The following is a 20,391-nucleotide window of genomic DNA, read 5'->3' on the forward strand; positions in this document are numbered from 1 at the left end:
CGGCTGGTTGCCCGCCCGGACGCCCGGCCGGTCAGGGTTTGCGGGCGACGGCCCCGTACTGCGGCACCTGCGCGGCCTGCGGGTCGTCCGGCCGCCACCGCGAGCAGGAGACCAGCCCCGGCTCCACCAGCTCCAGTCCGGTGAGGAACCCGGCGATCTCCGCCCCGGTACGGGACCGGATCGGCGGGGCGGCGTGCTCGTTCCAGAACGCCATCGCCGGCACGTTCGCCTCGCCGCCCAGCTCCACCGTGGGGTGGGTGAGGGCCAGGTAGCTGCCCGGGGGCACCGCGTCCATCAGCCGGCGCACTATCGCGTACGCCTCGTCGGTGTCCAGCACGAAGTTGAGGATGCCGAGCATCATCACCGCCACCGGCCGGGTGAGGTCCAGGGTGTCGGCGGCGGCGGACACGATGCTGTCCGGCCGGTGCACGTCGGCCTCCAGGTACCGGGTCACCCCCTCGGGCCGGCTGGTCAGCAGGGCCCGCGCGTGCACCAGCACCATCGGGTCGTTGTCCACGTAGACGATCCTCGACTCGGGCGCGACGGCCTGGGCGAGATCGTGGGTGTTGTCGGCGGTCGGCAGGCCGGTGCCGATGTCGAGGAACTGCCGGATCCCGGCCTCGCCGGCCAGGTGCCGGACCGCCCGGGCCAGGAACCGCCGGTCGGCGCGGGCGACCTCCCCGATCACCGGGAACATCTGCCGGACGTGGTCACCGACCCGGCGGTCCGCCTCGAAGTTGTCCTTGCCGCCCAGCCAGTAGTTCCACACCCGGGCGTTGTGCGCCACAGAGCTGTCCACCCGGGGTGGCGGGGCGGCCTGGTCCGGCGTGGTGTGGTCACCGGTCTGCGGCACGTGACGACTCCTGTCGGCTGTCGGTGCTTACCGGTGACAGGGTAACGGGAGTCGATCACAGGCCAGGCGGTCCCCGGTCCGTTAGCGTCGAACCCGCTGCCCGACGTTACACAGTGGACATCATTCGGCGGGTCCGTTCGCGGGCAACGGAAGCCAGGCCAGCACATCCTGGATCCGGGCGTCCCAGTACGCCCAGTCGTGGCCACCCGGTCCGAACCGGACGGTCAGCGGGACGCCCCGGGCCCGTGCGGCGTCGGCGAACCGCACACTGTCCGGGCGCAGGAAGTCGTCGTCCCCGCAGGCCAGATAGAGACGGGGCAGCCGTCCGCCGTCGTCGGCCGCCCGGTCGAGCAGGTGCAGCACGTCGTCCGGGGAGCCGGCGACCTGCCGGTCCCCGAAGACCGTGTGCCAGAGCCGGGCGTCGACCGGGTGACCGTCGTGCCGCGCGGGGGAGCGGCCCGCGACGTCGAGCGCGCCGGAGAGGCTGGCCGCCGCCGCGAACCGGTCCGGGTGCCGCAGGGCCCACTTGAACGCCCCGTACCCGCCCATCGACAGGCCGGCGACGAACGTGTCGGCGGGCCGGTCGGAGACCCGGAAGAACGACCGGCAGAGCTGGGGCAGCTCCTCGCTGAGGAACGTCCAGTACCGGTTGCCGTGCGCCTCGTCGGTGTAGAAACTCCGCGCCACCCGGGGCATCACCACCGCCAGCCCCAGCGGGGCCACGTACCGCTCGATGGAGGTCCGCCGCAGCCAGATGGTGTGGTCGTCGCTGAGACCGTGCAGCAGGTACAGCACCGGTGGGTCACCGGCCGGGGCGGTGCCGGCCAGCCCGATCTGGGCGCTGGTCCGCTGCGGCAGGATCACCGTCATCGACGTGCTCAGCCCGAGGGTCTCGGCGAAGAAGTCACAGTGCAGGAGGGCCATGACCGGCACGATAACGCCCGCCGGCCGGCCCTGGCCGATAACCGGTTGGCGCTCGGGACGGTCGAGGCGATGATCGCGGGATGGCATCACCCCCCTTCCAGGACGGCCGGGCCGGCATCGACGCCCCGCTGGTACGGCGGCTGGTCGCCGCGCAGTTCCCGCAGTGGAGCCACCTGCCGGTGACCCCGGTCGAGGTGGACGGCTGGGACAACCGGACCTACCGGCTGGGCGACGAGTTGACCGTCCGGCTGCCCACCGCCGCCGGGTACGTCCCGGCGGTCGACAAGGAACACCGGTGGCTGCCCCGGTTGGCCCCGCAGCTGCCGGTCCCGGTACCGACGATCGTGGCGACGGGCGTTCCCGGCGAGGGGTACCCGTACCCGTGGTCGGTGCGCGGCTGGCTGCCCGGCGAGACGGCCGACCGGGGGCGGGTCGACGACCCGGTGGCGTTCGCGCTCGCGGTCGCCGGGTTCCTCCGGGCCCTGCAACGCTGCGACCCGACGGACGGCCCGGCGGCCGGCGAGCACAGCTTCCACCGGGGCGAGCCGCCCGCCCACTACGATCCGGACACCCGTCGCTTCCTGGCCGCGCTGGCCGGTCGGGTCGACACCGCCCGCGCCACCGCCGTCTGGGACGCCGCCCTGGCCGCCCGGTGGCGGGGTACGCCGGTGTGGTTCCACGGTGACGTCGCCCCCGGCAACCTGCTGGTCGCCGACGGGAAACTGGCCGCCGTCATCGACTTCGGCACCTGTGGCGTCGGTGACCCGGCCTGCGACCTGGTGATCGCCTGGACGGTGTTCACCGGGGCCGCCCGGGAGGCGTTCCGCCGGGCGGTCGCCCAGGACCGGGGCACCTGGGCGCGGGCCCGGGGCTGGGCACTGTGGAAGGCGCTGCTGGTACTGGCCCAGACGGTCGACACCGACCCGGCGCGGGCCGCCGCGCAGCAGCGGGTGATCAAGGAGGTGCTGGCCGACCACGACCGCGCCGGGTAGGTCCGGGACAAGACGGTGCGGTAAGGCTGGTGCCGGACGGTGTGGTCAGGACGCCGCCCAGACCCGCAGCGGTCCGGCCGGGCGGAACCCGGACTCCCGGGCGGGCGGCAGATCGTCGTCGCTCTCCCAACCGACCAGGGCCTCCCGACCGAACCGGACGCACACCCCGCGCCACACCGCCGCCGGGTCCGGGCCGAACACGTTCGACACCCCGAGCACCCCACCACCCCGGCTGACCACCGCGCCGCCGACGACCGCGCCCGACGGGTCGTACCGGGCGAGCACGGTCACCGCCGGGTCGGCCAGCAACGCGGGACGGAACACCGCACCGCCGCCGTGTGCCGTGGCCCAGGCGGCCAGGGCCCTGGTCGTGGACACCGGGGTCAGCGGCGGCCCCGAGGCTGCGGCGGCCGGTGCCCGGTGGATCCACTGTCCCTCGACGATCACGTCGAACCCGTACCGGGTCAGGTCCAGGGTGGCGAAGCTGTCCTTGACGGACGCTCCCGGGCCGGCGTCGATCCGGCCCAGGACCGCCTCCGGCGGCAGGTCCGGCCGGAGGGTGACCGCGTCCGGGTACCGGGGCGGGGAACGCCGCGGCACCGACCAGGCTTCCCCGTCACCCCACCCGGCCAGTCCGTGACTGCGGCAGACCGTGTCGCACCAGGCCGCGTTGTTGTCCGCTGCCGTCAGAACCTCGGCCGTCACCGGTCGCTCCCTCCGTCGCCTGGACTGTCGACCATGGCCCGCCCGGCACGCAAGGGGATTGCGGGGCCCGGAGCGGGACCCACCAGGTGCAGCGGCCGGGATAGGGTCGGCGGATGCCGCGTGTCCTCCTCGTTCCCGGGCGCGGCAAGCCGCGTCGTGGCCACTGGCTCCAGCGCTGGGCCGACGAGCACCCCGACCACCGGTGGGCCCCGGAACCCACCGGCCCGCCGTACGTGCTGGACGAGCGGCTGCCCGCGCTCCGGGACGCGGTCGCCGCCGACGACGAGCCGGCGGTGCTGGTGGCGCACAGCGCCGGCTGCCTGACCACCGTGGTCTGGGCGGCCCGGCACACCGGGCCGGTCCTGGGCGCGCTGCTGGTCGCCCCGCCGTACGTCGATCCGGAGAACTCACCCGACCTGGACGCGGACGTGCTCGCCGCGCTGCGCCGACGGCTGCCGTTCCGGGCGATCCTGGTCGCCAGCCGCACCGACCCGTGGGCGACGTTCGCGCAGTCCGAGCGGTACGCGCGGGACTGGGGTGCGGAGCTGGTCGACCTGGGCGACGCCGGACACATCGACACCGGCAGCGGCTACGGCCCCTGGCCGGAGGCCGAACGCCTGATCGCCACGCTGTCCGCCGCGCACTGACCCGGCCGGTCCCGGACCTGTCCCTGCCGGGCGGTCGCCCGGTGCCCGGCCCGACGCGTCCGGTGCCCGGCTCGTCCGCTGCCCGGCCCGACCGGGGCTCAGTTCGCCAGCAGGTGGGCGACGGCGAAGCCCAGCCAGGCCGCGCCGAGCCCGGCGGCCACACTGAGCGCCACGTTGGCCAGCGCGGCCCGCCGGGCCCCGGACCGGACCAGCCGCACCGTCTCGTACCCGAACGTCGACCAGGTGGTGAACGCGCCGCAGAAACCGGTGCCGACCAGCGCGCTGACCGCCGGGTCGGCCGCCGCGCCGAACACCACGCCGAGCAGCAGCGACCCGGTCACGTTCACGGTGAGCGTCCCCCAGGGGAAGGCCGACCCGAAGCGGGCCTGCACCGCCCGGTCGGTGAGGTAGCGCAGCGGCGCGCCGACGGCTGCGCCGAGGGCGACCAGCAGGACGGTCACCCGGCCACCCGACCGACCCCGGCGCGGTCCAGCAGCCACCCGGTGACGGTCTCACCGGCCCAGACCGCGCCCAGCGCGGCGAGCACCGTGCCGGTCAGGTACGCCAACGCGGTCGCCGGTACGCCGGCCCGGACGGCCTGCTCGACGTCCAGCACGTACGCGGAGAAGGTGGTGAACCCGCCGAGCACCCCGACGCCGAGGAACGGACGCAGCAGCGGCCGGCCGACCCAGACCCGGGTGAGCAGCACCATCAGCACACCGATCAGCAGGCAGCCGAGGACGTTCACGCCGAACGTGGCCCAGGGGAACCCGGTGGGTCGATGCGGGAGGGCGGTCTGCGCCCCGAACCGGGCCAGCGTGCCGAGGACCCCGCCGCCGGCGATCACCACGAGCGTCGTCGCCGGTCGGGCCCGCAGCTCGACCCGGTCGCCGGGCTGGCGTAGATCGACGTCCGGGTCGGTCCGGGGACTGTCGGCCACCGCGCTCCTCAACCGGTACGGGTACCAGGGACAGCGGACCCGTCGACGCCCACCCGGCCGGCGGACCGGGCCCGGGGCCAGCTTACTGCCGGAGACCGGACCGTAGCCGGCCGGTAGGTCCGGCAACGGCCGCCCGCCGCCAGATGACCGTCGCCGGTAACGAGGCCAGCCAGCACGGCCAGGCGTTCGCCGGGGGCGAGTTCCTGCCGCAGTTCCTGGCCAGCACGTTCGAGAACTGGCAGTCGGAGTTCCTCCAGTTGATCTGGCAGGTGGCCGGGCTGGCGCTCTTCTACTACTGGGGTTCCTCCCAGTCGCGGGAATCCGACGAGCGGATCGAGGCGAAGCTGGACGCGGTGCTGCGCGAACGCGGCCTCGACCCCGGGCACCCCTGAGCGTGCCTTGACCTGAACCCCACTTCATCTCCGAGGGTGATCGTCGACGACGACACGCCAGGAGGCGACATGCGGGTGATCGAGGTACCCCGGTTCGGTGGACCCGAGGTACTGACCCTGACCGAGGTGCCCGAACCGGTGCCCGGCCCTGGGGAGGTGGTGGTCGAGGTGGCGGTGGCGGACGTGCTCTGGGCCGAGACGATGATCCGCAGCGGCCACGGTGGCCGGTACTTCCCGGTCCAGCCGCCGTACCGGCCGGGGCCCGGGGTGGCCGGGACGGTCGGCGCGGTCGGCCCGGACGTCGACCCGGCCTGGCGGGGCCGCCGGGTGGTGGCCCGCACCGGACAGTACGGCGGGTACGCGGAACAGGTGGTGGTCCCGGCCGCCTGGCTGGCCCCGGTACCGGACGGGCTGTCCACCGCCGACGCGGCGGCGCTGCTGCACGACGGGACCACCGCCGTCGCGGTGCTCGACCGGGTGCCGGTCCGGGCCGGCGACCGGGTCCTGGTCACCGCGGCCGGCGGGGGCCTCGGCGTGCTCCTCGTCCAGTACGCGCACGCCGCCGGCGCGACCGTGGTCGCCGCCGCCCGGGGCGCGGCCAAGCTCGACCGGATCCGTCGCCTCGGCGCGGACCACGTCGTCGACTACGCCGAACCGGACTGGACCGACCGGGTACGGGCGGCCACCGGCGGGGTCGAGGTGCTCTTCGACGGGGCCGGCGGCGAGTACGGCCGGGCCGCCTTCGACCTGCTGGAACCGGGCGGGTACCTGTCCGCCCACGGCACCCCGGCCGGCTCGTTCGCGGTACCCGAACCGGACCGGGCGCGGGCCCGGCGGATCACCGTGATCGGCATCGACGACCTCCGGTTTCCGCCGGAGACGGCGCACGCCCACCTGCTCCGGGTCCTCGACGACGCCGCCGCCGGACGGGTCACGCCCCTGATCGGGCAGACCTTCCCGCTGGCCCGGGCGGCCGACGCGCACCGGGCCATCGAGGAGCGCCGGGTGACCGGCAAGACCCTGCTGACCATCTGACCACCGGTCAGGCGGTCGCCGCGTAGAGCGGGGAAGCGACGGCGAGCGAGGCCGGACGCCCCCGCGCCGGTCGGGCCGCCGGACCGGCACCGGCACCCGGGACCGGCCCGGCGACCCGCCGTGCACCGGCCGGCTGGGCGGGGAGCCCGGCCAACCGGACCGGTCGGGTCAGCTCACCCGGCTGGCCGGCGCGCCGCCGGAACTCGGCCCGCAGGGCCCGGGGCAGCCGCTCGTACGCCACCCGGGCCAGCACCCGGTCGGCCACGGCGTACCCGTGGCGGGACGAGCGCCACACCAGCAGCCCCCGGACCACCAGGCCCCGCAGCACCGGCCGGAGCGGTTCCGGATCCAGGCCGAGCAGACCGGCGACGTCGTCGGCGGTGAAGCCGGCGTCGAGGGCCGCCCCGGCCATCAGCACCGCCCGCCCCGTACCGTCGAGCCGGTCGAGCCGGGCGTCGACCGTCCGGCGTACCGCCCCGGGCACCGGCGGCTCGCCCGGACCGAGCCCACCCTCGGTGACCTGACCGGCGTACGCCCGCGCCCAGCCGGGGTTCCCGCCGACCAGCGGCAGCAGCCGGGTCACCGCCGCGACATCGCCGCCGAGCAGGTGCCGCAGCAGCCGACCGGTGTCGAGGGCCCCCAACGGCGGCACGGTCAACCGGTGGTGCCGGTCGCCGGCGCCGAGGGGGACCAGGTCGGCCCACTCCGGACGGTGGGTGACCAGGACGACCAGGGGCAGCTTCCGGGCCGTCGCGGTGGCGTGCAGCTGGTGCAGGAACCGGCCCACCTCCGGGCCGGCCCGGTCCACGTCGTCCACCGCGACCACCACCGGCTGCCGGGTCGCCAGGCTGAGCAGCACCTCCAGCCACCGCTGCGCCCCCGACCCGGTCGGCGCACCGGCGGCCGAGCCGGATCCACGTCCGGACGCCCCGGCCTCTGACGGGACGGCCCCGGACGCGGCCAGCAGCGCGTCGAGCGCCGCCACGGTCGCCGGCAGCTGTCCCGCCGGGACCAGGGGACCGCACACGGCCGCCAGCCGCTGCCGTACCGCCTCCGGGGCGTCCCCGACCTGGATGCCGGCCAGGTCACGCAGCAGCGCGGCCAGCGGTGCCAGCGGGGCGTCCGGACGCGGCGGGCACTGGGCGCGGCACCAGCGCACCGGGGCGCCGTCGACCTGCCGCACCGTACCGGCCAGTTCGGCCAGCAGCCTGGTCCGGCCGATCCCGTCCGGACCGACCACCGAGATCCAGCCGGGGGCCCGGTCCCGGATCGCCCGGCGCAGCTGGTCGTGCAGGGCGGCCAGTTCCCGTCGCCGACCGATCAGGGGGAGGTCCGCCCGGAGCGGCCGGGCCGGGGCGTCCCCCTCGGCCTGCCAGAGGTCGATCGGCAGTTCCTTGCCGGCGACGGTCACCGGCGGCAGGTTCCGGTAGCCGATCAGGTCGGCGGTGGCCCGGTGGGTGGCCGTGCAGGCGACGACCTCGCCCTTCGGCGCGTACTCCTGGAGCCGGGCGGCCAGGGTGACCACCGCCCCGCTGACCGCGGCGTGCCCGCCGTCGCGGGCGGCGGCCAGGTCGACCACGGCCTCGCCGGTGGCGACCCCGACCCGGATCCGGACCGCGATCCCGCCGGCCAGCGGCCGCCGGTCCAGGGTCCGCTGGATCTCCAGCCCGGCCCGCACCGCCCGGTACGCGTCGAAGCCGTCGGAGTCGACGCCGCCGAACAGGGCCATGACGGCGTCGCCGATGTACTTTTCGACCACACCGTTCCACCGACGGAGCACTGTCGCGATGGTGTCGAAGTACTCCCGTTGCAGGGCCCGGACGTCCTCCGGGTCGAGTCGGTCGACCAGCCGGGTCGAGCCGACGATGTCGGCGAAGAGGACGCTGACCGTGCGGCGTTCCTCCGGGACCGGCCACCGTGGCTGCTCGACCACCGCCGGTGCTGGCTGGGTGACTGTGCTGAGAGGCATCGCGCTCACCTTTCCCCCGTGGTGTCGGACGACTACTGGAGATTCCCACCACCGGGCCGACAGCGGATCTGCCGAACGACGTATGTCGGCGCGCGGCACCCTTTAGTCGTAATCTCGACGCGAGGAGTACCACATGGCCGATTTACCCTTATGAAGCTCGCGGTCGCTCCGATTAGGCTGCGTGCCATGGCCAGCGATGTGGACACCGCACCGCTCGTCGGCCGTGCCGACACGGTGGCGATGCTGCGCGCCGCCCTGCTCGACGAGGTCCCCCAGGGGCACACCGCCGCGGTCTTCGTCAACGGCGAGAGCGGGGTCGGCAAGAGCCGGCTGCTCGACGAGGTGGCGACCCGGCTCCGGTCGGCCGGCGCGGTGGTGCTGACCGGCAGTTGCCTGGACATCGGTGACGCCTCCCCGCTGCATCCGCTGTTGCAGGCGTTGCGCCGCTTCGACAACGGCGGGTCACCGGCCCGTACCACGTCGGCGGTGCGCAACCTGCTGCAGATGTTCGCCGACGAGACCCCCGGCAACGACGGCGCGGGCACGCTGCTGGAGCGGGTGTCGCGGGGCCTGCACCTGATCGCGCAGGGTCGGCCGTTGGTGCTGGTGCTGGACGACCTGCAGTGGGTGGACCGCAGCACCCGTCAGTTGCTGTTGTACCTGTTGGCCGGTCTGGGTGACATCCAGTTGTCGGTGTTGGCGGCGATCCGGGCGGAGGCGTTGCAGGGGGCGCATCCGTTGCGTCGGGTGTTGACCGAGCTGCGGCGGTTGCGGTCGGTGCGGGTGCTGGATCTGCCCCCGCTGGGTCGGGCCGAGACCGACCAGCTCGCGGCGGCGATCGTGGGTCGGGCGTTGCCGCCGGAGGCGGCCGAGCGGGTCTGGCGGCGCAGCGGCGGCAACCCGTTCATGGTGGAGGAGTTGGCGCGGGACCTGCGCGACGGCCGGGACGGCATCCCGGACAGCCTGCGGGAGATCTTCCTGGACCGGGTGGACGCGCTGCCCGCGCACGCGCACGAGGTGGTGCACGCGGTCGCCATCGGGGTGGAGCCGGTGGAGCACTGGTTGCTGGCGCGGGTGGTGCAGGTGCCGGCGGACGTGCTGAACGACGCGGTCCGGGCGGCGGTGGCGCACCGGCTGCTGGTCCGGTCCGAGGACATGTACCAGCTGCGGCACCGGCTGGTCGCCGAGGTGCTCGAGGAGGAACTGCTGCCGGCGGAACGGTCCGCCCTGCACCGCCGGTACGCCGAGGCACTGGCCGTGGGCCCGCCACCGGCGCACCATCCCTCGTCGGCGTCCCGGCCGGCGGGTGGCCCGGCGCAGCTGCATCATGCCCGGTTGGCGCAGCACTGGCGGCTGGCCGGTGAGCCGGCGCGGGCGTTGCCGGCGGCGGTGGCGGCGGCCCAGGAGGCGGAGCGGCTGCACGGGTACGCCGAGGCGCACCGGCACTGGTCGATCGCGGTGGAGGCGGCGGCGGCGACCGGTCCGGGGGATCCGGTGCTGCTGGAGCGGGCCGCCGAGGCGGCGCACCAGTGCGGTGAGTACCACCGGGCGTTGGCGCTGCTGGAGGAGTGGGCGGGCACGGCGGGCGCGCCGACCTGCGCCGTGCACATCCGGCGGGCGCGGTATCTGGCGGCGGCGGGTCGTTCGACGTTGGCGGAGACGGAGTACCAGCGGGCGTTGGACGCGCCGGACTGTACCCCCCGGGAGCGGGCGACGGCGGCGGCGCACCTGGCGGAGCTGTTGTTGCAGCTCGGCCGGTACGCGGACGCGGGTCGGCGGGCCCGGGAGGCGCTGGAGTTGGCGGCGAAGGTGGAGGGCACCACGTCGGAGGTGGTGCGGGCCAGCGCGGCGCTCGGCTCCAGCGAGGCGTTCCTCGAGGACCCGGACGCCGGCCTGGCGGTGGTCCGGGAGGCGGTGGAGGTCGCCGAACGGTCCGGCCGGCCCGAGGACGTCGGCATGGCCTACTACCATCTCGCCAACCTGCTGACCGGTCCGCTGAATGTGGTCGAGGAGGGGGTGGTGGTGGCCCGTCGGGGCGCCGAGCGGGTCGCCGAGCTGGGACTGGGGCGTACGTTCGAGACCCGGTTGTTGGCCACCGCCGCGAACGGGTTGTTCCGGGTCGGGCAGTGGGCCGAGGCGGAGAAGGTGATCGCGGCGGCGCTGCGGCACCGGCCGTCCGGCGCGGAGGCCGCCGAACTGCTGCTGGCCCGGTGCCGGCTGTCGGTCGCCTACGGTGAGGTGGAGGCCGCCGACCGCGACCTGGAGGCGGTGGCGACGCTGCTGGCCGGGGGCGGGGCGGCCCGGCACGTGTTGCCGATGCTGACCCTGCGGGCCGGGTTGGCGATGTGGCAGGGCCGGCACGCCGAGGCCCGGCACGCGGTCGCCCGTGGGCTGACCGAGAGCCGCTCCGACGACATCGTGCTGCTGGCCACGCTGGCCTGGCACGGGCTGCGCGCCGAGGCCGAGGCGTACGCCAACCGGACCGTCCCGGTCGACCCGGCGGCGGTCCGCCGGCTGCGGGAGGTCTGCTCCCGGGTCCGCCACCGCAGCGCCCAGGCGGCCCGGCCGGTCCGGCACATGGCCGAGGGGTTCCTCACGCTGTGCGACGCCGAGGTCGCCCGGCTCGACGGCCCCGGCGACCCGGCGCTGTGGGGGCAGGCGGCGCAGGCGTGGGACCGGCGCAACCATCCCTACCCGGCGGCGTACTCCCGGCTGCGGCAGGCCGAGGCGCTGCTGGCCCGGCGCAGCCGGGACGCGGTCCCCGCCGCGCTGCTGCGGGAGGCGCACGAGATGGCCCAGGCGCTGGGCGCCCGGCCGTTGAGCGAGGAGATCGCCGCGCTGGCCACCCGGGCCCGGGTGGTGCTGCGGACCGGCCCGGCCGCCCCGGAGGCCGCCCCCGGGGCCGGCTCGGCCCCCGACGAGCTGGCCGCGCTCACCCCACGGGAGCGGGAGGTCCTCGCGTTGGTGGCCGAGGGGCTGACCAACCGGGAGATCGGCCAGCGGCTGTTCATCAGCGAACGCACCATCGGGGTGCACGTGTCGCACATCTTCGACAAGCTCCAGGTCCGGACGAGGGTGCAGGCCAGCGCGATCCACCTGCGCCACGGGCGCGGCTGACGACGTACGTAGGCGACCGGCCCACCGGGATACGTCGTTCTACTGATCCGCGGGCCCGGCCCGGCTGCCAGGCTGTGCACCGGCGGCGACACGGGGGCGCCGCAGGACCACAGTGGAGGAAAGATGACCGTACCGGTCTGGGGGCCCGTCCACCAGGACATCGTCGATCTGCTCGCCGACCACCCCGCCGACGTGCCGGCCGTGGTGGACCATCTGGCGAAACTACAGGACGTCCTGGTCCGGTTACCCCCGTTGCAGGAGAGCTGTCCCCTTGCCGACTTCAACGCGCTGTACCTGACGATCACCGAGAAGGTGCTGGAGCGGCTCTACGACGGCAGCTTCGCCGACCCGGTGTTCCTGTCCCGGCTCGACGTCGAGTTCGCCGCCCGCTACTTCGACGCGTTGCGGCTGTGGACCGAGGCGAGCCCGGGTACGCCGCAGGCCTGGGCCTGCATCTTCGAGCGGATGCAGGGGCCGGACGCCCGGCCGCTGCCGGCGGCGGCGGCCGGGGTGAACGCGCACATCAACTTCGATCTGCCGTTCGCTCTGGTGACCACCTTCGACCACCTGGAGTCCGAGCCGGTCGACGGCAGCGACGAGCACCGGGACTATCTCCAGATCAACGAGATCTTCGCCGAGTCGATCCCGGCGCTGCGCCGGGGCTACCTGGAACGTTGGCAACTGATCATCGACACGCTCAACGGCGATCTCGACGACTGGTACCAGGGCGAGCTGGTGGAGTACACCCGGGACGTCGCGTGGCGCAACGCGCAGCGGATCTGGCGGGTACGCCACGACGCCCACGCCCGGGAGAGCGAGCGCGGTCGCCTCGACGGCACCGCCGCCCGGCTCGGCCGCCTGCTGCTGTCCCCGCTCGGGGCGCTGTTGCAGTAGTCCGGGCGGCCGGACGTCCCACGACCCGGCTGGGGGGCGGGTCGTGGGACGTTTCCTCGTCCGGTATCCGCCGGATCCCGCCGGTCCGGGCCCGTGTACCACCTACGGTCAGGGGTGGGAGGGGAGGCGGATGGCGAACCGGCGGCGGGGCGGGGGGCGTGCCCGGCGTACCGAGGTGCGGCACCGGCCGGCGGCGGACCCGGCTTCCCGGCCGGTGCGGGCGGAGTGGGACGGCTCCGGTGACGGGTCGACGTTCGCCCTGCCCGCCTGCGTCGACACCCCCAGCCGGGGTGGCCCGCCCGACGGCGCGCTGCGCCGGTGGATGTTCCGGCACTGCGTCCAGCCGGTCGGCCCGGAGGCCGGCGACGGCTACGTACGACCGCACCCCTGGTGGCGGGTGATGTGCCTGACCGGGGTGGACTACTTCTCCACCCTGTCGTACCTTCCGGGGATCGCGGTGCTCGCCGCCGGGGCGCTCTCCCCGGTGGCGACCCTCATGATCGTGCTGCTGACCCTGTTCGGCATGCTGCCGATGTACCGGCGGGTGGCCGGGGAGAGCCCGCACGGGCAGGGCTCGGTGGCGATGCTGGAGCGGCTGCTGCCGTTCTGGCGGGGCAAGGTCTTCGTCCTGGTGCTGCTGGGTTTCGTCGCCACCTCCTGGATCATCACGATCACCCTTTCCGCCGCCGACGCGACGGTGCACCTGCTGGAGAACCCGTACCTGCCGGCGGCCCTCCACGGGCGGACGGTGGCGGTGCTGGTGACCGTCGGTCTGCTGCTCGTGCTCGGTGGGGTGTTCCTGCTCGGTTTCCGGGAGGCGGTCGGGGTGGCCGTCCCGCTGGTGGTGGTCTTCCTGCTGCTCAACGCGGTGGTGGTGGCGGTCGCCCTGACGGAGGTGGCGACCTCGCCGCGGGTGGTGCCGGACTGGCTGGGCGCGTTGGGCACGGTCGGTGGACCGGGTGACGTGGTGGCCACCGCCGTGCTGGCGTTTCCGCTGCTGGTGCTCGGGTTGTCCGGCTTCGAGACGGGGGTGAGCATGATGCCGCTGGTCGCCGGGGCGGGCGACGACCCCGAGCGGCGGCTGCGGGCCCGGATCCGCAACACCCGACGGCTGCTCACCACGGCCGCCGTGATCATGTCGGCCTACCTGGTCACCACCAGCCTGGCCACCACGCTGCTGATCCCCGCCGACGCGCTGCGGCCGGGCGGCCCCGCCGAGGGCCGGGCGCTGGCGTACCTCGCGCACGAGTACCTCGGCGAGGTGTTCGGCACCGCGTACGACCTGAGCAGCGTGTTCATCCTCTGGTTCGCCGGCGCGTCGGCGATGGCCGGTCTGATCAACATCGTGCCGCGTTACCTCCCGTCGTACGGGATGGCACCGGAGTGGGGGCGGGCGGTGCGCCCGGTGGTGATCGTCTACACCCTGGTCAGCGTGGCGATCACGGTCGCCTTCGGCGCGGACGTCACCGCCCAGGCCGGCGCGTACGCCACCGGCATCCTGGCCATGCTGGTCTCCGCCTCGGTGGCGGTGACCATCTCCGCGGTGCGTCGTCGGCACCGTCGGGTGGTGGCCGGCTACGCCGTGCTCACCCTGGTCCTGCTGTACGCCCTGGTCGACAACGTGGTGGAGAAACCGGACGGCATCACCATCTCCGCCCTGTTCATCGTCGGGATCATCGTGGTCTCGCTGGTCTCGCGGGTGGCCCGGACCACCGAGCTGCGGGCCGACCGGGTCGAGTTCGACGAGGCGGCGCGCGGCTTCGTGACGGACTCGCTGCGCCGGGACGGCCGGCTGCACCTGATCGCCAACAAGCGTGGCCTGGGTTCGGCGAAGGAGTACACGGTCAAGGAGCGGGCGCAGCGGGCGATGAACCCGGTGCCCGGCGCGGCGGACGTGCTCTTCGTGGAGATCGACGTGACCGACCCGTCGGGGTTCCGCGACGTGCTGCGGGTGCGCGGGGTGGAGGTCGCCGGGTACCGGGTGCTGCGGGCGGGCAGTCCGGCCGCGCCGAACGCGCTCGCGGCGATCCTGCTGGCGTTGCGGGACGGCACCGGGGTCCGTCCGCACTGCCACTTCGAGTGGTCGGAGGGGAACCCGATCGCGCACCTGCTGCGCTACCTGATCCTGGGTCGGGGGGACACCCCGCCGGTGGTCCGGGAGATCATCCGCAAGGCCGAGCCGGACCCGACCCGCCGCCCGGGCATCCACGTGGGCGGCTGACGTTCCCGTCCCGTCCGGCACCGACATCATTCCATCCTCCTAGGATGGCCTAGAGGGTGTGCCGGGCCGCACCGAAACCGACCGGACATCGCTCGGCGACCAGAAGGTCAGCCGAGCGGAAACGTCAGCCGATCCGGGGGCTGCGGCGCTCGATCAGCACCACGTCCCGCCAGCGGCCCCGGTGCTGCCCGACCCGTTCCCGGACGCCGACCACCCGGAACCCGACCGCGCGGTGCACGGCGAGGCTGGCCGCGTTCTCCGGGAAGACACCGGACTGGATGGTCCAGATGCCGGCGGCCTCGGTGGATTCGATCAGGGTGGTCAACAGGGCCCGTCCGACACCGCGCCCGGCGGCCCGGGGCGCGACGTAGACGGAGTGCTCGACCACTCCCGCGTACACCGGGCGGCTGGAGACCGGGGAGACCGCCACCCAGCCGAGCACCTGGTCGGCCGGGTCGACGGCGACGTACCGGTGGTCGGGGTGCCGGGCGGCGTCGAACGCGGCCCAGCGGGGTGCCTCGGTCTCGAAGCTCGCCTGGCCGCCGTCCAGCCCGGCCTGGTAGACCGCCAGGACCGGGTCGGCGTCGGCCGCGCGCATCGGGCGGATCCGGGTCGGGGTGCGGGACGGTTCGGACATCGGGTCGACCTCCGGTGACGGGACCAGGTACTGCCGCGACGGTATACGCGCCACGTCGGTCCACGTCCACCTCGGCCCGTACGCACGTCGGCCCGCGTCCACCGGGGTGGGCGCGGGCCGGTCGCCGAAGTCCTACTCCGAGGGTTGGGGCAGCTCGCAGTCGACCTTCGGGTTGGCGCCGACGTAGTTGAGGGGTCCGGCCACGATGGTGACCAGGATCGTGCCGGCCTCCGCGCAGTTGGTGTCCTCGCCACGGAAGTAGCCGCGCTGGCCGGCGGCGAGCGCGCCGATGACGAGCCAGATCACCAGAAGAACTCCGAATATCGACGGGCCACGCCGCATGGCTGCCTCCCTGTTTGACGGTGGGTCGAGGTGAGGCGGGTTGTACCCAGACGGCGTTAACGGTCAAACAGCGTCCGATCGGGTGGCCCTGTTTCCGGGCGGGTCCGTACCGGCCGGTCGCGGCTCAGGCCGGTGGGGCCGGCTGTTCCGGTGGGCGGCCCCAACTGCGTCGGGTGTCGGCGACGGCGACGCCGGCGAGCACCAGCATCGCCGCGGCGGCGGTGACCACCGGGGGGAGGAAGAACGTCCACGGGGCGAGAGCGAGCAGGACCAGCAGGCCGCCGGGTCGGGAGCTCGACACCCGGCTGAACACCTCGTACTCGAAGACGGCCCGGCCGACGAGGAAGATCGCCGGTCCGCCCAGCAGGACCGCCACCCAGCCCGGTGGGGTGCGTCCGGCCGGGTTGTGCAGGATGAGGTCGAAGCCGGCGGCGGTGGTCACCACGCCGGCGACCAGCAGCAGGTGCGTGTACGGGGCGGTGTGCAGGAACCGGCTCGGGTTGGCGGCCATCCGGATGGCGACGGGGAGCAGCGCTCCGGAGCGGTGTACGTAGACGCGCCACATCAGCACGGTGGTGAGGAAGGCGATGGTGAAGGCGGTGAGGTCCTGTCGTTGGGAGTGGGCGCTGCTGAACAGTGTGCCGATGACCAGGACGCAGTCGCCGAGGGCGATGGTGAAGAACTGCTGGTACCGCTCGGAGAGGTGTTCGGCGGTGACGGCGCGCTGGGCGAGGGGCACCGGGCCGAGGCCGGGTACGGGGTAGGCCAGCCGGAGGCCGGAGTAGTCGATGGCGAGGGCGATCAGCCAGCAGGCTTCGCGTTTTCCGTCGCCGACGAGTCCGCCGGCGATCCAGAACGCGCCGGAGACGGTGAACCAGGTGGTGACCCGTAGTTCGCGGGTGCAGACCGGGGCGTCGTGGCGGGTGGTGTAGATGAGGATGGCGCCGCGGACGAGGTGGATCGCCACGTATCCGAGCGCGAAGGTGAGTCCCCGGTTGTCGAAGGCGTGCGGGACGGCGGTGGCCATCAGCAGGACGCCGGCCATGGCCGCCGGCAGCAGCAGTTTGACGGGTTGGCCCTGGGGGGCGTTCAGGTTGGCGGTGGTGGTGGTGATGGCCCAGACCCACCAGAGCGCCATCAGCAGGATCGGGGCGTGGAGGACCTGGTGCCAGCTGATGGCGGGAACGAGGCCGTGGGTCGTCTCGTCGTGTCGGCTGACGCTCTGGAACAGTTCGGCCGACACCAGGGCGAGGGCGACCACGTAGGCCAGGTCGAAGAAGAGTTCCAGCAGGGTGACCCGGCCCGGTCGTTCCGGGTCGGCGACCCGTTCCCGGGCGCCTTCCGGGACGGGCGGCTGTGCTGCGGCGAACGGCACCGTGGCTCCTGCTGCATGCCGGGAGGCGGCCCGGCGGCCGTCGAGCCCAGATCCGACGGTAACGCCGCCGGTGCGGTCGGTACCGGCGAATCCGCGAACGTTTCCGTCTGCCCGGTCGGCCTCGCGGGCCGGTCGTGGTCGGGTGCGGTGCGGTGACCACGACCGGCCCGGGAGGGCACGCAGGGCGTCAGGGGGTGCTGGGGGCGGGCATGATCTTCTCGGTCTCGGCGGGGGCCGCGGCGAGCAGGCGGGCCTGCTGGGGCCAGCTTGCCAGGCCGGGGGCGCTGCGGAGCCCGGCGGCCCGGATCAGCTCACGGAGGGCGGTCTCGTCCAGGTCGGCCAGTTGCCGGTAGGTGCGGATGCCGGCGCTGTCGAGCGCCGTGGCGATCTTGGGGCCGATGCCCTGGATGCGGCGGAAGTCGTCGCGGGTGGCGGACTCGTCGCTGCTGCGTGGGGCGGGGACGGTGGGCGGGGGCGGCGTGATGGTGTCGGTCGCCTGTCCGGTGGGGGTGGGTGGGGGTACGTCGTCGGGCTGCGGGATGGTGCTGTCCTGGGCGGCCGTCGGCGTGGTGGGTGCGGTCTCCGGTCCCGGTCCCGGTCCCGGTCCCGGTCCCGGGGTCGGGCCGGTGGCCGGTTCCTCGGTGGGGACGGTGGGCGCCGGGGCGCTGCCCTCGGCGGCCTCAGGCGTCCCAGCCGTCTGAGGGGTCTCAGCGGCCTCAGGCGTCTCAGGCGTTCCGGCGGGCACGACGGGGGCGGTGGTGTCGACAGGCACGGTGGTCTCGAGCGGGGCGGTGGTCTCGGCCGTCTCGATGGGCGCGGCGGGTGCGGCGGTGTCGGCCGTCGGTTGGCCGGTCGGCGTGTCCGGCTCGTCCGGGATGACCTGCGGGGCGGGTTCTGCCTCGGTGGTCGCCGCCAGCTCCGGCTCGATGGTGACGCCCGGCCCTGCCTGGGTGGTGGCGGTCGGCTCGGGCTCGGTGGTGACGGTCGGCTTCGCCTCGGTGGTCGTCGCGGGCGTGCTGGTGGCCGTCGGTTCCGGTTCGATGGTTGCCGTGAGCGGGGTGGTCGCCGTCGGCTCCGGCTCGCGCACCGGCGTGGCCGTGTGGTCGGCGGTGGGCGTGTCCACGGGTGCTTCCGCGGTGGTCGGCGGGTCGGCGGATACGTCCGCGGTGGTCGGCGTTTCCGGGGTGGTCAGCGGGTCCGGACTGGGCACTGACGTGGCGGGTGTCCGCGTGGTCGCCTCCGCGTCCGGGACCGGGGCGGTCTCGGACGTGTCGCCGCGTTCGTCGGTGCTGGTGCTGGTGCCGCTCGGGGTGGCCGGGGCCGCCGGGGGTGGTGTCGGCTGGTCGACGGTGGTGGTCGCCGGGGTGGGGCTGGTCGACCGGGGGGTGGTGGGGGTGGGGGCGGTCCGTGCCGGTGTGTGGTCGGTGCTTCGGCGGCCGCGCGCCGCCCAACCGGCGGCCGCGCCGCCCGCCAGTGCCAGAACGAGTAACAGTGTGTGCCCGAAAGTCCACGCCACGGCGTACCTCCCATTGCGTATGGCGAAACTGCGAGAAAAGTCCGCCGAAGCTTCGCATACGCGTGTTACCGGCCTCATTCAGGCCGGGAGGATGGCCGGGTTCGGGGTCATTCCTCGGCGCCCCGGTAGGTGTAGAAGCCGTCGACGAACTTCTTGCGTAGGCGGGGTACCCGGCTGGTGACTCCGAAGTAGCCGCGTGCGCCGAGTAGGGCGAGGCGTCCGATCACGGGGTGGTAGAGGGTGTCGTCGCCGTTGGTGCCGTTGTCCCTGAGTGAGTCGGCGACCCGGGCGAAACCGTAGGGGAGCATCTGCGCTTCGTAGTCGCCGACGGCTTCCAGTAGTGGTTTGTCGTCGGTGGCGACGGCGGTGAGTTGTCGGCAGAGGAGCGCGGCGTCGCGGAGGGCGGTGTTGGCGCCGCTGCCGCGGCCGGGGGTCATGGTGTGGATGGCATCGCCGAGCAGGGTGACGGTGCTGGGTTTCCAGGGTGGGACGGGTTCGCTGGTAGCGACCTTGATGGGCATGGCGCTGCCCGGGTCGGCGCGGGCGATGAGTTCGCGGAGGTGGGGGTGCCAGCCGGTGGTCAGGTCGAGGGCGATCCGGATCAGGTCCTGGCCGCGGCGCTGCATGATGTCGGGTGGGAATCGGCGGGCGGTGCTCCAGATGACGATGGCGATGTAGTCGCTGGTGTTGTCGTAGAGGAGTCCGGGCCAGCGGTCGAGGAGTTCGGCGTCGGTGCTGCCGATGCCGGACTTGAGGGCGCCGGTGTGTTGCCACTTGAATTCCATGACGTGCAGGACGCCCATCAGTCCGCCGCTGGCGAAGATCAGGTTGATGCCTTTGCGGATGCGGTCGGGTAGCAGGCTTCGGGTGTGGTCGGTGAGGGGGATCTTCACGGCGACGTTGATGGTGCCGGAGTCGCGGATGACGGCGTGGGGGAGGTACTGGCGGCGGACGGCGGAGTGGGTGCCGTCGGCGGCGACGAGCAGGTCGCCCACGGCGGTGCTGCCGTCGGCGAAGTGGGCGGTGACGGTGCCGTCGTCGTGTTGGTCGTAGCCGGTGCAGGTCTTGTCGAAGTGGACGATGTCCTCCATGCCGGTGAGGAGGATCTGGCGCAGGGTCATCCGGGAGACGGAGCGGTCGGTGTCGGCGGGGTCGGTGTCGGGTCGCAGGTCGAAGGAGGCGGTCTGGCGCATCTTCTCGCTGATGACGTTGAAGTGGGCGGGGGAGCGGGCGCAGGTGGCGACGAAGGTGTCGAACAGGTCGGGTGGTAGGCATTCGCGGAGGGCTCGGGTGCCGGTGGGTCCGATGCCGACGCGGTAGCCGAGGAGGCCGTCGGTGCGGGTGCGGTGTCGTTCGTAGACGGCGACGCTGATGCCGGCGCGGCGTAGGCCGTGGGCGAGGCACATTCCGCCGGTGCCGGCGCCGATGACCAGTACGTGGGGGCGTTGGGGTGTCATGTTTCCTCCTCGTGTGGTCAGTCGGTGGTGCCGGTGGACGGGGTGGTGGTGGCGTCCCACCGGTAGAAGCAGCCGGCGATGGCGTCGCGGGGTGAGCGCCAGGTGGGTAGGTAGGGGGAGGTGTGGGCGGAGAGTCGTTCGTTGACCCGGAGGTAGAGGGGGTGGTTGCGGGCGTCGGCGACCGCGCCGGGGTCGACGTCGGCGGTTTCCATCAGGTGGACGTACAGGTCGTGCAGGCTGTAGAGGGAGCGGTGTCGGACGCCGGTCATGGCGGGTAGGCCGGTGGCGTCGGATTCGGCGAAGATGTCGGCCACCGGGCCTTCGGAGCCGGGGATGATCCGGCTGACGATGAGTAGTCGACTCATGTGTGGGTCC

At 74.0% G+C, this 20,391-nt stretch carries 19 protein-coding genes; 7 read left to right on the top strand and 12 right to left on the bottom strand.

Going from position 1 to position 20,391, the window contains the following annotated elements:
- Positions 1 to 31: 31 nt before the first annotated feature.
- Positions 32 to 853 (bottom strand): SAM-dependent methyltransferase, encoded by an 822-nt coding sequence (locus PVK37_RS21130; RefSeq protein WP_275029333.1) that lies wholly within the window; start codon positions 851 to 853, stop codon positions 32 to 34.
- A gap of 120 nt (positions 854 to 973) precedes the next feature.
- Positions 974 to 1,777, bottom strand: coding sequence for an alpha/beta hydrolase (locus PVK37_RS21135; RefSeq protein WP_275029334.1), 804 nt, complete (start codon positions 1,775 to 1,777; stop codon positions 974 to 976).
- An 80-nt stretch (positions 1,778 to 1,857) separates the two neighbouring features.
- Here PVK37_RS21135 and PVK37_RS21140 point away from each other — a divergent pair, with 80 nt between their 5' ends.
- Positions 1,858 to 2,769, top strand: a complete 912-nt coding sequence (locus tag PVK37_RS21140; protein ID WP_275029335.1) for an aminoglycoside phosphotransferase family protein — start codon at positions 1,858 to 1,860, stop codon at positions 2,767 to 2,769.
- A 45-nt stretch (positions 2,770 to 2,814) separates the two neighbouring features.
- Here the strand turns inward: PVK37_RS21140 and PVK37_RS21145 are convergent, their stop codons facing one another.
- Positions 2,815 to 3,474 carry a hypothetical protein gene (locus tag PVK37_RS21145; RefSeq protein ID WP_275029336.1) on the bottom strand — a complete coding sequence of 220 codons (660 nt, stop codon included), beginning with the start codon at positions 3,472 to 3,474 and terminating at the stop codon, positions 2,815 to 2,817.
- A 113-nt stretch (positions 3,475 to 3,587) separates the two neighbouring features.
- Between PVK37_RS21145 and PVK37_RS21150 the strand changes: the two genes are divergently transcribed.
- On the top strand, positions 3,588 to 4,121 hold the full coding sequence (locus tag PVK37_RS21150) for an RBBP9/YdeN family alpha/beta hydrolase (RefSeq protein WP_275029337.1): 534 nt from the start codon (positions 3,588 to 3,590) through the stop codon (positions 4,119 to 4,121).
- Between the two features lie 98 nt (positions 4,122 to 4,219).
- On the opposite strand, the gene crcB is transcribed toward PVK37_RS21150, so the two are convergent.
- On the bottom strand, positions 4,220 to 4,582 hold the full coding sequence (crcB, locus tag PVK37_RS21155; protein ID WP_275029338.1) for a fluoride efflux transporter CrcB: 363 nt from the start codon (positions 4,580 to 4,582) through the stop codon (positions 4,220 to 4,222).
- Complete coding sequence (locus tag PVK37_RS21160) at positions 4,579 to 5,061, bottom strand: fluoride efflux transporter FluC (protein ID WP_275029339.1); 483 nt, start codon at positions 5,059 to 5,061, stop codon at positions 4,579 to 4,581. The genes crcB and PVK37_RS21160 overlap by 4 nt, the downstream gene beginning before the upstream one ends.
- Positions 5,062 to 5,204: 143 nt before the next feature.
- Between PVK37_RS21160 and PVK37_RS21165 the strand changes: the two genes are divergently transcribed.
- Complete coding sequence (locus tag PVK37_RS21165) at positions 5,205 to 5,453, top strand: DUF6766 family protein (RefSeq protein WP_275029340.1); 249 nt, start codon at positions 5,205 to 5,207, stop codon at positions 5,451 to 5,453.
- 69 nt (positions 5,454 to 5,522) lie between these two features.
- Positions 5,523 to 6,488, top strand: a complete 966-nt coding sequence (locus tag PVK37_RS21170; protein WP_275029341.1) for a zinc-binding dehydrogenase — start codon at positions 5,523 to 5,525, stop codon at positions 6,486 to 6,488.
- A gap of 7 nt (positions 6,489 to 6,495) precedes the next feature.
- Here the strand turns inward: PVK37_RS21170 and PVK37_RS21175 are convergent, their stop codons facing one another.
- Positions 6,496 to 8,457, bottom strand: a complete 1,962-nt coding sequence (locus PVK37_RS21175; RefSeq protein WP_275029342.1) for an adenylate/guanylate cyclase domain-containing protein — start codon at positions 8,455 to 8,457, stop codon at positions 6,496 to 6,498.
- A 186-nt stretch (positions 8,458 to 8,643) separates the two neighbouring features.
- Between PVK37_RS21175 and PVK37_RS21180 the strand changes: the two genes are divergently transcribed.
- The 3 genes from PVK37_RS21180 (at position 8,644) to PVK37_RS21190 (ending at position 14,689) form a co-directional block, all read left to right on the top strand.
- The gene (locus PVK37_RS21180; RefSeq protein WP_275029343.1) at positions 8,644 to 11,574 is read left to right on the top strand and encodes a helix-turn-helix transcriptional regulator; all 2,931 of its coding nucleotides are present in this window, start codon (positions 8,644 to 8,646) and stop codon (positions 11,572 to 11,574) included.
- A 123-nt stretch (positions 11,575 to 11,697) separates the two neighbouring features.
- On the top strand, positions 11,698 to 12,468 hold the full coding sequence (locus PVK37_RS21185; RefSeq protein ID WP_275029344.1) for a DUF5995 family protein: 771 nt from the start codon (positions 11,698 to 11,700) through the stop codon (positions 12,466 to 12,468).
- 130 nt (positions 12,469 to 12,598) lie between these two features.
- Positions 12,599 to 14,689 carry an amino acid transporter gene (locus PVK37_RS21190; RefSeq protein WP_275029346.1) on the top strand — a complete coding sequence of 697 codons (2,091 nt, stop codon included), beginning with the start codon at positions 12,599 to 12,601 and terminating at the stop codon, positions 14,687 to 14,689.
- Positions 14,690 to 14,813: 124 nt separating this feature from the next.
- Here the strand turns inward: PVK37_RS21190 and PVK37_RS21195 are convergent, their stop codons facing one another.
- The 6 genes from PVK37_RS21195 to PVK37_RS21220 form a co-directional block, all read right to left on the bottom strand.
- Positions 14,814 to 15,326: a GNAT family N-acetyltransferase gene (locus PVK37_RS21195; RefSeq protein WP_275029347.1), complete on the bottom strand. Its 513-nt coding sequence runs from the start codon at positions 15,324 to 15,326 to the stop codon at positions 14,814 to 14,816.
- A 132-nt stretch (positions 15,327 to 15,458) separates the two neighbouring features.
- Positions 15,459 to 15,668, bottom strand: a complete 210-nt coding sequence (locus PVK37_RS21200; RefSeq protein ID WP_275029348.1) for a hypothetical protein — start codon at positions 15,666 to 15,668, stop codon at positions 15,459 to 15,461.
- A 124-nt stretch (positions 15,669 to 15,792) separates the two neighbouring features.
- Entirely contained in the window at positions 15,793 to 17,043 is a 1,251-nt protein-coding gene (locus PVK37_RS21205) for a low temperature requirement protein A (protein WP_275029349.1), read from the bottom strand.
- A gap of 187 nt (positions 17,044 to 17,230) precedes the next feature.
- Complete coding sequence (locus PVK37_RS31905; protein ID WP_423790828.1) at positions 17,231 to 18,559, bottom strand: helix-hairpin-helix domain-containing protein; 1,329 nt, start codon at positions 18,557 to 18,559, stop codon at positions 17,231 to 17,233.
- Between the two features lie 107 nt (positions 18,560 to 18,666).
- Complete coding sequence (locus PVK37_RS21215) at positions 18,667 to 20,016, bottom strand: FAD-dependent oxidoreductase (RefSeq protein WP_275029351.1); 1,350 nt, start codon at positions 20,014 to 20,016, stop codon at positions 18,667 to 18,669.
- Positions 20,017 to 20,033: 17 nt separating this feature from the next.
- The gene (locus PVK37_RS21220) at positions 20,034 to 20,381 is read right to left on the bottom strand and encodes a TcmI family type II polyketide cyclase (protein WP_275029352.1); all 348 of its coding nucleotides are present in this window, start codon (positions 20,379 to 20,381) and stop codon (positions 20,034 to 20,036) included.
- Positions 20,382 to 20,391: the final 10 nt, after the last annotated feature.

The sequence above is a fragment of the Micromonospora cathayae genome (genome assembly GCF_028993575.1).
In the GTDB taxonomy this organism is placed as follows: Bacteria; Actinomycetota; Actinomycetes; order Mycobacteriales; family Micromonosporaceae; genus Micromonospora; species Micromonospora cathayae.